Origin of the sequence: Pseudoalteromonas sp. 0802, assembly GCF_013350085.1 — a bacterium.
In the GTDB taxonomy this organism is placed as follows: domain Bacteria; phylum Pseudomonadota; class Gammaproteobacteria; order Enterobacterales; family Alteromonadaceae; genus Pseudoalteromonas.
On record NZ_JABVXE010000009.1, the window covers coordinates 82,491 to 96,640 of the forward strand.

Below are 14,150 nucleotides of genomic sequence, written 5' to 3' on the forward strand. Positions count from 1 at the left end.
CTACTCCTGGCATTCAATTGACGTTGGGTAATTAAATGTACAACTAATTTCATTAGTATCATTACCGGCTGAATCTGATACTTTTAATTTTACTGTGTTTAAGCCTTCTGTAAGCTCAGAAGATTTTGGTTCATAGATAAGTTGGAAGTGCTCAGGGGAACTAGCAACCGATGATTCATTAATCTGTGAAATTTGGAGGTGTTCAAACCAAATTCGCGCAAAATTTGGAGCCTGATTCAACTTCAAGCTATCTTGAATATTTAACCCATTTATTTCAGTTCCATTCGGTAAAGTAATATTTAGAGTATTTAAATCAATGCCACTTACCTCTTTAATCCCTGGGTAAATATCAGAATGACTCCCCAGCCCTTCATCACTATCATCCACGATAAATGACAAACTAATTGGCTGTGGATAAATCCAAGAAACTCCTGTTAAGTCCTTGACGTTCATTTCTTTCGCTACATTCCACCAATGTATATCAATCTCGGTTTCAGCAGTCGAGCCTGCAGGCGCTACACTCGTAGATCCCACTAATATGCCGTGAGAAAAGTTAGGGATCACGGCCTTAACTACAATAGCCTTCCTGGAGCTAAACTGGCCTACATTATCAACGTTAACGACAGCCTCTCTTGCCCTATATGCTCGAGCTTGCAGCTCTCCACTACAAAAAATAACTTGGTTTGCATTTTCAATATCAACACAACTTAAACGTGTATCAGTTGGGATTATTTCTGTTCCAATTTCTTGATCATTATGAACAGTGACATGAACTTCATCTCCTTTGTGTATTAGTGGTACCAATTGTGAAAAATCACTTCGGTTAATATCATAAAATACAGATGCAGAATCAGTGAAATGCCATCCATAATCTTGTTCATTACTTCCGGTATAATTTCTCTTAATATAGACATTGCTTAATATCGCAGCATCGCTGGGTACTAATTGTGAAGGGTCAAATTTCAGCTTTCTCATAAACCCATGAGGTTTAAACACTAATGGTTCATCTAAATGTTGTCCTATTAAAGCACTAGATATAGGCTTTACAGATGCCAAAACAGGCCCCATATCAACATCAAGATCAAAACTAATAATTTGGCTTCCTACTTGGAGGTTTAAAACGTAAGTTTCTGCTAAACCTATGGATCCTTTATTACCAAACTCATCTATTGTTGGTATTACATCACCTATACTAATTGAGCCAAGCCAAATACCGCGTTCATTTGTTCGAAAGTCTTCAAGCTGAGTCCCATTGACATACCCTGGCATCACAGCAATACCAGAGGAGGGCGCAGGAGATAATAAAGTGATTTTTTCATCTGCTACTGGATTCCCAAAACTATCTTTTGCTATAAAGCCTAAACTATTGATGCTTTGGGTATATAAAGTTTCACGCAATATAGAAGAACGATTAGACGATATTGAAGCTACAGGCCCAGCTTTAACCTCAGCCGTAAAAAGCAATGGCGCAGATTGACCAGGAATAGTCATTAGTACAGCTTGAGGAAGTTCAATAATTGGTTGGCTTAAGTCACTAGTATCTGAGTTTAAGTAGAGCTGTTCACCAAGCTTATGAAAAACTTCTACCTTTCCATTAGCATCAGATTCAACTTTAACTCGTGTTTGAGTAGCTTCGCCAGATTGCTTACCAAGTTTACCGCCACCAGAAATAACTAGCCATTCAACAGGCACACCAGGAATACCTTGTCCCTGAGCATTCAAGAATGTCGCACGCCAAGGCTCCGGAAGCATTTGACCAACAGGGCATTTATTAGCACAGTTTTGTTCTGTTCTATCTATTTTAATTTGTGCAATTGGCTCTTCAATTACTTTCACATTCAGTAATACTGGCTCAATATCATTAAAGCTAGGCACACTTACTACTAATTGAAAGTCATTAGTTAAATCAGGTACAGCAACTGCTACCCCAATCAAACCATAATTATCTGATTTTAGAGTTTTAAGATAGGAATCATCAGATACAGTATTAATGGAGTCCGCAGAAGTTGCATTTAAATCTTTTGTTGTTAAAGGCAAAGATAAGCCCGTTACTTTCTTATAAGCCTCTGCGTTATTGTTGCCAGTTCTTTGAGAAATTACTACATCAGCATTTGATACAGGTTGACCACGCTTATCTGTAACGAGCATTAATATAGGTTGTTTTAACTCCGTTCCTTTTACAGCAACTTGTGACTCTCCCATTAAAACTGATGTTCTTGCAGCTCCTTGCGGAGCATCCAAATCAAACGATAACCTATAAGCCCCGACCGATTTGGCCGAAACAACTAATGTATATATTCCCGTTTCTTTAATCTGAAAGTTTTGAATATTTACTTGTGAAGAGCCAGTAATTGCATCTTTTTGTAATAATAAACCGCCATAAGGGTTTAATATTTGTAGGCTTAATCCAGGTTCGCTGTTCACAGGAATTAAATTAACATTTAGTTTAGATCCATCTAACGCAACAAAAGTATAAATATCTTGTTCACCAAGGCTACTGATAGAGCCCTTAACTTCCATACCCGATAATAATTGACTTAACGCATCATCTTTCTCTTCTACTTCAGTAGACTTCACCGACAAAGTGACACTATTGCTAATAAGCTCATTAGTAATTACCGTAAGCTCATATTCGGCAGGTGTTATACTATTAGGAAGCTGTATTAACAGAGAATTATGTGACGCACTTTGTATTGGTAGACGCTGATTTCCCAACAATACAACATTCAAATTCACATCAGCATTAAACCCTTGCCCAGAAATAAGTACGTAATCACCAGGTAATGCTGATCCCGGTGAAATAGCACTAATAATAGGTGGACTAACATCAATCTTAGACAATTTGAACTTGCCAATATCTCTTAGCATTCGAATTTCAACAGCAACTCCATGAGTCAAAGAAAACTTATCACCCATTATTTGATTGTTGATATATTGAGTTTCTAAATATTGTTTCTTTACAGAGTCATAAAACCTAACACTTTCAACAGTGTAGCTTGATCCTATAGCCTCAATTAGTTGATATGAGTCAAAGTTTGCAGGGGGGCAAGTTATTGCAACTAGATTTAACCCTTTTTTCAGCTCAAACTCATGGCAATAAGTCGCGCCAGGAAAAACTAAATCACCTCCTGCATCAGAGCTTATTAAATAGCCCTCGCCTTCTTGAATATCAAAATTAACACCTTGTGGTTCTCCATCCACCATAAATGAAAATTCAAACCCACCCGTTTCCTGGTTAAATTTTTCAATACGATTTATTTTCATGAAGGTAGAAAGTTGATTCAGAAGAGAGTATGAAGTTAAACCGAATGGTACTTTCTGAGGGTAACCAAAATAATTTAATCCTGCTTTTAACTCGAAACTAAATTCACTCGCTATTTTTTCATTTATGTAAAAATCAATGCTCTCAACATTTAACCCAGCAGTAACATTAAATAACATGGGTACTTCAGTACCACTTTCGTAAGATGACTCGGATAAATCATAGTATTCCCTTTCAAAAAAAGTATTCTCTGGTGGGTTTACTATAGATGTAAGACGCTCAGCTTCTAACCCAGGGTGAGTACCATCAAGAGGTTCAATTTTTAAAAAGTAATTACCTACTGGTAACCTTAAGTTATATTCACCATCAATTAAACTATATGTACCCACTTCTTGAACGAGAGTGTCACTATTTACTGCATAGACATGCGCCCCTCTAATAGTATTACCAGTAACTCCATTAAAAACTTGACCACTAATTGTACCATAGCGCTGTTTTGCTTCGTCTTTTCCCATATAACTGACTAAAGTAGAAATATCATCATTTTTTAGCAATGCGCCTCTTGATAAATCATTATCGGCATATGGCGTCATAACACTGAATTCAACTGAACTGTGTGCTAATCCTATACAGTGGCCTATTTCGTGTAGTGCGACATTATGAAGTAACTCTTTAGTAAAGGTTTTAGACCCATCAAAAAAAATATCAGCATTGAAGATGCTACCTGCTGGGTATAAACCAACTGGTATATCACCCTCACCATCACCATCAAGATCGTTATTATTTTCAGTAATTAACACTTCTTCACCAAACGATGAAGTTGAACATACAGCAAGCACACTAGACGGAAAGTCATATTCGCTATTAACAAACGAAATTACATTAATACCATCAATATAAGCTGAAAGTTGACTACCATCCCCACTTCCTCTTTGTTTAGTTGTTCCCTGATACTCAAATGTTACGTTACTATCGGGTAAAACCTGCCAAGCAGAAAACGCTTCATGTAACTGCTGTTCAACGATCGAAATAGACAAAGGTGGATAACCAAGTTCATTTAAGTGCCATTTATAAGGAGAATTAGTTTCTTCCCAGTGGATTGGTACGAGCTGATTGTCATTGTTATAAACATATCTCGGACTGCCTGCCAAAGCTTGTATTGAAACAAAAGTTAAGAGTGGCCAAATCCATTTTGCTATTTTCATTACTTTAATCCTTTTAGCGCTTACAATCAGAGCTAATTAAAAGTTGCTTTAGATATGACTGCTTGGCATTTGTGAGCAAATCGATGCCCATTTTTATTGGCGCAGTCAATTCGCACCTGTATTCAAGACTAAGTGAGTCAGTGCCTTCTTCATACTTAAACGAATACAACTTAAGGTTCAGCTCTGAAAATGATTGCTCTTGATCCCACCAAGTAGTCAAAGCAATATGATCACTCAGCGGCATAGTAGGGGTACCTTCTAGAACTAAGTTTGTTAGGTTAAAAATGCTATTCCTTGTACTGGCGCTAACTGAGATCGGAAATTGAGCAAACTCCGGAATAGCCAATAAGTAGTGACCAAACTCACGGTTAGCACTTGGGGCAATAACATAAGGTAATTGTTCACTAAATGACATTTGCTTAACAGAAGGAAGTTGAAAATTTATGCCAATATTATTTAAATTTTTAATAGACTTACTTATAGCCTGCTGCTTATTCCCTAAGTTGAAATAGGTTGCATAGCTGGCATTCTCAGAAATATATCGTGGTTGTATAAATAAAACCTCAGCGCTATGTGGAGTCATATTGAAAGGTAAGAAGTCAATTTCTTCAGCAGCTAAAAACCCACAAAAAAAAGATAAAAATAGAAAAGTGTTAAACTTAATAACCATATTTTTTAACTTCCATGTTAGTTAATATCTGATGAAGTTTTATCTTCAACTTTAGAGGCTAACGTGTCCGGCTCATTAATGCTCTGCACATCAACACTTGGTTGCTGCTTTAAACTAGCTATCCCTGTGGCTCCTAAAGCAAGGCTTTGAGCATTTAAGCGTGAAATAATAAATTTATCAGTAAAATTAACTTTATTAATTTTCTGGTGCTTTAAATTAATAACCTTTCCAGTAACTGATTTAATATTTTTAGATTTCTTAATGTTAGCTTTATAAGCTTGATTAAAAAGCGCATCAGACAATGTTTTATTTTCGAGCTTGGCTTCATCTGCATCAATTATTTTAATAAAAGAATTTTTCATTAAATGATTTAAGTCTTCTACATTTTTTATCTCTTTTGCATTTACTATATTAGTGGCAGCTCCAACTGAAAACAGCCCGATTAATATAAACCTAATCATTTTCATTGCCTTTTTTTGATTTTTTATTAAGCAAAAGTTGTTTAATACGATTTTTTGCGCTTGACAAAGTAAGTACTTCTTTTTCAAATACTATTTTATTTTCCTTTGCTAATGACTTATTGATTCGTGGTGAGCTAGCGCTCTTTTTAATACCATCAGATAAAGCTAGCTGTTCAAAATCAGGCAAGGTCACCTCTTCAGTTCCAACACCAGACACTTTCACCATCGCATTATCCCCTTTGACTAAACGCTGTTGCCCTTTATCATCTACCTCAATAAAAAAAAGCGCTTCTTCGTCTTTTTGCAACGTAATTTGGTGAGTAAAGTGTTGGTTAACAATAACATTCAGCACAGGGTGCACAGCAGCGCCCCCTAATTGAGTAATCACAATTTCGTTTTCAGGTACTCTGCCATAAACACTTGCAGATATATCATCTCTAACTAAAACTCGGTGATGCGTAACAATTTGCCCTTTCTCCCATTGCGAATTATTAGAAATGACACGTCCTTGCACTATTTTATCGGCTAAACCGACCTCATTACTGAAATCCTTAGCGATAACTGCATTACTTAAACAAAGAAAAATAAAAACAATCGACCTCATCACTTACTCCTTTTTTGACTCAGGCTCAGCAATCCCTTTTTGAACGCGTAACCTTACGTCAGGCGTTTTACTATCAAATAAAAGAACGTGATTTTTATCGTAGCCAGGGTCATAAGCAAATGCGCCCTGTTTATTTGCATAAGTGCCAAACATTTCACCAGGTATTGATGTATCTGAGTGCCAGTAATAACTGTTCTCTTTTGAGCTATAACGCGTTTCGCCATCATCAAAAATAGTATATTCAGCCCCGCTACGCTTTACATAACGCCTTGCAGGGGTTGTCGGTGTTGCATCTAACAGCGCACCATGAGCAAGGTTGTCACTTGGATTACCATTTATATCTCGGTGATTATTCAAATCAGCGGCCTGTACTAATAAAGTAACGCGTCCATTTAAATCGTTATTAAACAGCGATTTTAAAGTCGTTGAAGGTACTTTTATTTGCCAACAGTTGCTGGTCAGATTGTCTGATTGCCCTACAGTAAAGCAGCCTTTAAAACTTGAGTTAGTTAAAATCGCACTCTCTAAATTGCGGTTTTCAAAAAAAGCCTGCTGACCGTTTAACGCAAGCCCCAATAAAAACTCACTATTCTGTGCGTCAGGTGCTCTGATAGCTTCGTTAAACTTTAAGTTAATGCTAATTGCTTTATCTTGCGTTATAAAAGATAAATTGGGAATCGTTTGCGCTTTGTAGCGCTGGGCTATAAAGGCAAAATCTTCTGTGGTGTGTTCGTCCTCTCCTTCCTCATGAGCCATTGTAATGCGCCCTGTGTTATTAATTTTACCCTGCCATTTCATTCCATAGCGTTTATGCCCGTCTTGTAATACTTCAACTTGTTGTAAATAGGGTGGTAAATTTGCAACATCGTAAAAAAACTGACTGTAGCCCACTAAAAATTCAAGTGAGTAAGGAATAAGCTTTTCGGCGAAACGCTCTAACAAACTATCTCCGTCATAACACCTAAGCTCTGTTTTAGAAGAATACCGACACGTTTTAACCAAAGGGTTACTTACTGAATAAGGTTTTGTAATGTCTTGACGAATATAATTCGGCCTAAGTAGCATTTCTCCCGGTGCAATCGGCTTACCCGCTACTTCGCCTTCATAGACAATCCCTTTCATTGTTTGTTCTATGTAATAATAACCTTCAGGGCCGCCAAATACACTGGCCTCCCACCATTCAGCCCTTAAGCTATTGAAATAACCATCATAGTGAAAATCATGTGCCTTAAATTCACCACTCTTGTCGAAAGTCTTAGCAGCAGCATGCATTATTTCGTATTCTGGTAATACACTGCGCTTCCCTAGATTGACCCTTAAGCCACAGGCATTAAAATTAGGAACTTTAGGGCGATCAAAATCGCTTAAATCCCCAAAATAAAACATTTTACTTAGCTCGCCACTACCGCAAAGTTTACCGGCAGCTTCGTAAGACGCTTTTGTCGCTTCAAAGTCATAGCGCCAATACTTACCATCTTGTTCGATTAGTAATGGATCAGAATATGAAAAATCGAGGGGAGCGACTGAAAAATCGATAGATAAATCCGCTTGAAACAAAGCCGTATTATAAATACCCCGCGACATATTCGTTGGGTCTAGGTAGTTATCAAGCAAAGCGTACGTTGCAGGGTCTGTTTTACGTCCCCAAATCTGCCCAGCATGACTGATGGCTTTACTAAAGGTAGCGGACCTATACCAAATATCTGTATCCCACCCCTGATTAAATTCATAAATCTTACTGGGAATAAAGTGTGCCTCATAATCATCAGGCTCCCCGAGTAAATCTTTAAGTCTAGTTAAGTGCGCATCACCATGTATGTGTGCAATTGAGCTCATATCTTCTGCGTGGTGCAATGCATGACCAAATAACCACATGGCTTTAGCGCTGCTTAACTTTCGCCCTTCCTCTTCCAAGCTTCGCCAGCCATAACCATCGGGGTCCATTTCGTTTAAATCATCTATCGTATTTAAATACCCCATGGTGTGTATTGCATCGTTAAAAAAACGCCCTGCGGTTATTTCACTCGGTTCAATTTTAGCGTAAGTTGCTTCTATGGGCCATGTTGCACCAACTAACTCGTTTACACGGCCTAACCAATCATCAACAGACAGGGCAGCCCCAGTATAAGCATGCTGAAAGTGCGACATCACACGATTTGTTGGGGAGTCTTCCATTACCACCCCATCAAGTACATTAAGGCTTTTTTTTCTGAATGCCGGGTAGTTGGGGCTTGCCTTATCCTCATCTATTTCTTTTTCTTCTTTTCTTGCGAACTTTGGGTCGTAGCCCCATAAATAAGGGTAAGGTTGGTCTAGTTTCACCGCATAATGTGCATCTCCCACCAACTTAGTAACATAATCTGGGTGGGTTTGGTAAAGCTGAAAATAATTATTAACACTTTCATCTTGGGATTTTAGAGATCTATAAATAGCTTCTGTAATCCTGGGGTGACTGGTATTAGTGTCATGTGCAACACAGTTAAACGTTTGTATCATCACACAGACAACAAACCACTTACTTATTCCCTTACAAACCTTCATACTCAACCTTCCTTGGTTTTAAAATTTGCTTTCTGCAGTCAACCATATCCCAACAATCTGTTTCAGGTACACCGTAATACCACGCTTTAAAAATAGGTTGATACTTTTCAATCACACGTTGTTGCATGCGTTTTGAAAAATGGGGTAAGTAAACCGTTTTAGTCAACGTGATATGCCTTGCAATCATCTGTCCTAAATTAAAACGCTCTTGGCGATACATCATGTCTGCTTCTTTAAATTCTCTGCTATCTGGTGTGAATTTTTGCATGTCTTGTTTATAACCAGTCGCCCAGCCAGCTACTTTATTCATTTGTTCAGCAAAGGGCTTAACAGTAAACGTAACATAAATGGGGTCATCAGCATCGGTAGGTGGAAAACCTCGTGGAAACACGCCTTGGTGATAATTAGGATGGGTCACAGTAAACTCAATCGATGCATAGGCATTAGGTTGTAATAAATCTAACCGCTCCCGCGGGAAGGTGATTTGCTCATTCGCATAGGCTGCTTTAAAATATTTATAACCAAATTCAATACCGCAACTACTATGACCACACGACTCTGAATAGCCCGACTCTATTAAAAAAGGGAACTCTGGCACTGAGCCATCTTCTGTTTTAATTGTCACAACGATGGGCCCGCGATAACCATGCGCTTCATCAAATAAAAAATCACAACCTGTGGTAAACAAACAGGCCAGTAACACGCTCATAAACACCACTAATTTTTTCACACTATTGACCTTGTATTTTAAAAATTATTTAGCGCTAATAATGGGGTTGTCGGCACTGCCACTAATTTGGTAGCCATAAATATCGGCAAGCTGCGCAAGCTCAGGCGACAAGGCAAGGCCGTTGTCTGTATCAAACAATAGTCCTAACGTTTTTAATAAGTCAGCTTTATTATTTTTTAAAATATAACTGAGTGCCTCGTCTCTTTCGTAATCAATCATAGCTTCGTTAAACGTACTTGATATGAGTAAGTCTTTTTCTGCTCCTGTTGCACGTTTATATGCACTGTAGCGCACAGCTAATATAAGTAAGTCTTCGTCTAGCTCAGTTCCCATAAAATTGGTAATGATATATTCGCTGTTAGCAACTTCGGCAAGGCCAAGTAAGGTGAGTAATTTTGTATCAAAGCCAAAGTTGTCAGTGATTGACTGATTAAGTGCGCTGGTCAACTGGGCAATTGCAGCGCTATCATCAATTACACTTAATTTACCAAATGCCCAGCTTGCAGGCCCTCTAAATACAGGGTGCCCTCTTTCACTGGCAAAAAAGCTGACTCTATCTTTGACTGCATCGTTAGGATGTAAAGTAAAATACATCAGTGCTTCTCGCAATCTGAGCCCACCAATTTCATCACTATTTAAATAGTTAACAAAAAATGATTCAACCTCTGAGTTCGGACCAGCTAACAAGAGATTAAAACTAATACTCTTATGAGCAATCGCTGTTTTATCTGTACCTGCAATCAAACTCATTAGCTGTTGTTGAAGGCTTGTATACAGCTGATAATTATTTATGTGGTCAGCTAAGGCTAATTTATTTTTTAAAATTGCATTAAGTATATTGTCGAGCTCAGTAATGTTTGGGGTGGGTGATTCGCGGTCGTTATTTTGACTCAACTCAGCCGAGTTTAGTTGCGACACCAAACTTGGAATTTGACTAAGACCATGATCAGACTGAGAGTTTAACTGTTTTATTTCAATTTCTATCTGATCAATATCATTTAAAGTAACAGCTAGCGATATATTATTAAAAAAAACAGCTACCATCACAATTAAATATAAAAAAAACCTACTATGACTTATATTCAAAACAATTCCTTTTGAAAAAACACATAAAACTTAAACAACTTTACACCAACAATAAAAACCATCAAACAAAAAGCAAAAAAAACAAACAAAACAATTAATGAAAATTAAAAAAATAATAACTTTTAACTTTTAAACGAGCTGTATAAAACAAAAGCTTGCCATTAAAAAAACAAACACCATTATAATGCAACGAACAAACAAATAAGTTTAATAATAATGAAGTTAATATGGATGTTATTCTATGTGTGCCTAGTTTTTTCTGCACATGTTTCTTCAGAGTGTTTAATTGCTGAAAATATAAAAGGTGTCAATTTAAGAGCTCAAGCTACATCATCATCAGAACTTATAGGCAGGATAAGTGTAGGTGAGAAATATGTAATTATAGGAACGAACAGCACAGGTAGCTGGTTAAATATTTGGTACAATGATGCTTCATATTGGGCTTATGGCAATGGATATTTCTCGCAAGTTCAAGACTCTTGTATTGAGTTATTTCAAGATCAAGTCGTCACTCTTGATCCAGATACTTCGTCAGAAGTAATTGGCACTGCAAGAGCAGGATCAAGTTGGGCTATAGTTTCAAGCTCTGCGTCATGGTACGAAGTTTGGTATGACGGTAAGCTTGGATATATTGAAAATAAATCGAATAACTCAACACCGACCGTTGTATCCAAAGCAAATAGTTCAGCTTATATAAATATGCAGTACACCTATCAGCCAGTGATATCAACAAATGACAATATTACTTGGCAAATGATTCAAGGCCCATCCGGTAGTGTTATAAGTGCAGGAATTATTAAGTGGACACCTTCAGCCGGAGATAGTGGTCTTCAATCATTCACTTTACGAGGTATTTTAGCCAACTCAGAAACTGTAATTGAGCACTCTTTTGAAGTCACGGTAAAAACTAGTAACCAGTCAGCATGTCGAGTAGCAGAAGTTATAAGAAGTGTAAATGTAAGAGCTGAAAATACTAGTTCTTCTTCTATACTAGGTTTTCTAAATCGTGAAGAACACTACAACATTATAAATACAGAAGGTAATTGGGCTAATATCTGGTATGAAGGCCAAAATGCATGGGCATACAGTAACGGGTATTTAATTGAAGGGGGTGGCAGGTGTATTTCAATTAATAATGAAACTCATATTAATCAGTCTCCTTCACCCACAGCTAATAACTTTGGTACTATAAGTGAAGGTGCTACCATTGTTGTTCTTCAAGAAGTTGCAGACTGGTATCAAGTTAGTTGGCAACAAGAGCTTGGTTACATTTTAAAGTCTGACAGCCAAGAACTAGAAACAAATGAAACAAGAAATTTCATAACAATACCAAACAATGATTCATTTATAGGGTCAACGTATAGATATGCCCCACGTCTTAATAATAATCAGAATGTTACTTATGAGCTTACTAAAGCTCCATTGGAGATGTTTATTGATCAAGGAGTTATTTATTGGCAACCAACAGATAATGATCAAGGAAGTCATGAAATTATATTAACTGCATCATATTCTGGTGCGGCAGATATAACACAAACTTTCTCTGTAACCGTAAAACCAACCAACTTAGGAAATTGTGCGATATTTGAATCTATTAAAGGGGTTAATATTCGTGCTGAAGATACAGGCTCTAGTGAAAAAGTAGGTTATTTTAATGTTGGTCAGCAATACTCAAGGGTAGAGCAGCGAGGTAATTGGGCTAATTTTTGGTTTGATGGTATTCCTAGGTGGTCTTATGAACCAGGGTACTTGAACCTCACTATGAGTAGTTGTGCGACAGTTATAAGCCAAACGTCAGTTATTGATTTAGCAGGGAATGAACTTGGCACCATCCCAAGTGGTTCTCAGTGGGTTGTTCTTCAACAAACTGATAATCAGATTGAAACATGGTATGACGGAAAAATTGGCCTTATAAATAAAGTTCAGCTTCAATTTACAGAACCTCTTGAATTTATTTCTTCTCCGGATAATAAAGCATACGTAGGTTTTCCTTTTTCATATACGCCGATTGTAAATCAAGATAGCAATATAACTTTTCAATTAAGTATACATCCTCAAGGAATGGAATTAGATAGTGGCACTATCAATTGGCTTCCTGGTGAGGAAGATATTGGTAATCATTTAGTGAAAGTAATAGCTTCATCTCCAGGTAAAGAAGATGTGATACAGGAATTTTATTTACAGGTATTAAATGAAGAACAGGACTCTTGCGCTATTTTAGAAAGCGTAAAAGGTGTAAACATCCGTTCAAGTGCCAGCGGAAGCAGTACAAAAGTAGGCTATTTTAGCATCGGTGATCAATATGCCCTCATTGAAAGGCAAGGAAACTGGGCTAGCTTTTGGTACGATGGCCAACCTCGCTGGTCATATACTGTTGGATATCTAAATGAAGTTCAAGGCGAGTGTGTTTCAATGAAAACTGAAACTCCGGTTTACAACCTGAACGGCAGTAAAATTGGTTATGCTCCTGAAAATGCGAAATTTGTAGTTTTAAGTCAGACTGAAGATTACATTGAGACATTATATGCTGGTGAAATAGCACATATTAATAGAGCTGACTTAGTTCAAGGAGAGCGTAGATATACATCAAAACCTAATAAAGTTGCTTATATTGGAAGTAATTTTTTGTATTCACCTAGCTTAAATAACAATAAGGATGTTAGCTTTCAATTAGTATCTGCTCCACTCGGTATGGAAATGATAGATGGAAGAATATCCTGGCAGCCAAATGAAGCTAATATTGGGCTCCACACTATTGAAATATCTGCGTCATATCCAGGAAAAGAGGACTTAAAGCAAAGTTTTATCTTATCTGTAGAGTTGCAATCGAATAGCCTTTGTGAGATTTACACCGCAATAAAAGGTGTAAACATTCGAACAAGTAATACAAGTTCAAGTACTAAGGTAGGTTATTTTAATATTGGTGAGCAATATGTTTCAGTAGAACAAAACAACAATTGGGCTAGCTTTTGGTATGATGGTATACCCCGCTGGGCATATGCTAAAGGTTATTTAATACAAGAACCAGCTATTTGTGCTACTGTAAATAATTATGCGTCTATTTATGATCTAGATGGTAATGATATAGGCTCTGTTTCGAGTAATTCACGAATAGTAGTTTTACAGGAAATGGACGATAGTGTTATAACTTGGTTTGATGGTAAGCTAGGCCGTTTGAATAAATCAGATCTTGCCCTAGACATTCCTGATAGTAATTACGAGTTTCTCTCAACACCTACTACGCAGGTTATGATTGGTGAGCTATTTTCATATGCTATCAGTGTTAATTTCACTGGTAATGTTGAATATAGTCTCGTACAAGCACCAAATAGTATGGTAATAAACCAAAATGAAGTAACGTGGATCCCTTCTGACTCAGATATTGGTGAATCCACAGTTATTATTCGTGCCATAGTTGATGGTCAAGTAATTTTACAAACCTTTGTTGTCGAGGTTTCAGCACTATTTCCACTATGTAATAATTTAAATAATCGGAATGTTAGTTTTATCGAAAAAGAAAGCTAAGCTTATATTTTGATTATGAAACCTTGTAAGTATGACTTACAAGGTTTTTTTATTGCTAAAACTATG

Annotated in this window: 8 protein-coding genes; 1 reads left to right on the forward strand and 7 read right to left on the reverse strand. The window is 37.2% G+C overall.

What is annotated here, in order from left to right; all coding sequences use genetic code 11:
• The 7 genes from HUS61_RS14375 to HUS61_RS14405 are packed head-to-tail and all read right to left on the reverse strand — an operon-like array spanning position 1 to position 10,559.
• On the reverse strand, positions 1-4,467 hold the full coding sequence (locus HUS61_RS14375; protein WP_175082892.1) for a matrixin family metalloprotease: 4,467 nt from the start codon (positions 4,465-4,467) through the stop codon (positions 1-3).
• 13 nt (positions 4,468-4,480) lie between these two features.
• Positions 4,481-5,137 carry a hypothetical protein gene (locus HUS61_RS14380; RefSeq protein ID WP_175082893.1) on the reverse strand — a complete coding sequence of 219 codons (657 nt, stop codon included), beginning with the start codon at positions 5,135-5,137 and terminating at the stop codon, positions 4,481-4,483.
• A gap of 17 nt (positions 5,138-5,154) precedes the next feature.
• Positions 5,155-5,598 carry a hypothetical protein gene (locus HUS61_RS14385; protein ID WP_175082894.1) on the reverse strand — a complete coding sequence of 148 codons (444 nt, stop codon included), beginning with the start codon at positions 5,596-5,598 and terminating at the stop codon, positions 5,155-5,157.
• A complete protein-coding gene (locus tag HUS61_RS14390; RefSeq protein WP_175082895.1) occupies positions 5,591-6,202 on the reverse strand; it encodes a hypothetical protein in 612 nt (203 codons plus the stop codon). The genes HUS61_RS14385 and HUS61_RS14390 overlap by 8 nt, the downstream gene beginning before the upstream one ends.
• A gap of 3 nt (positions 6,203-6,205) precedes the next feature.
• Positions 6,206-8,743 (reverse strand): hypothetical protein, encoded by a 2,538-nt coding sequence (locus tag HUS61_RS14395; RefSeq protein ID WP_175082896.1) that lies wholly within the window; start codon positions 8,741-8,743, stop codon positions 6,206-6,208.
• Complete coding sequence (locus HUS61_RS14400) at positions 8,730-9,473, reverse strand: hypothetical protein (RefSeq protein WP_282658934.1); 744 nt, start codon at positions 9,471-9,473, stop codon at positions 8,730-8,732. The genes HUS61_RS14395 and HUS61_RS14400 overlap by 14 nt, the downstream gene beginning before the upstream one ends.
• Positions 9,474-9,497: 24 nt before the next feature.
• Positions 9,498-10,559 (reverse strand): hypothetical protein, encoded by a 1,062-nt coding sequence (locus tag HUS61_RS14405; RefSeq protein WP_175092369.1) that lies wholly within the window; start codon positions 10,557-10,559, stop codon positions 9,498-9,500.
• 216 nt (positions 10,560-10,775) lie between these two features.
• Here HUS61_RS14405 and HUS61_RS14410 point away from each other — a divergent pair, with 216 nt between their 5' ends.
• Positions 10,776-14,084, forward strand: coding sequence for a hypothetical protein (locus HUS61_RS14410; protein ID WP_175082898.1), 3,309 nt, complete (start codon positions 10,776-10,778; stop codon positions 14,082-14,084).
• Positions 14,085-14,150: the final 66 nt, after the last annotated feature.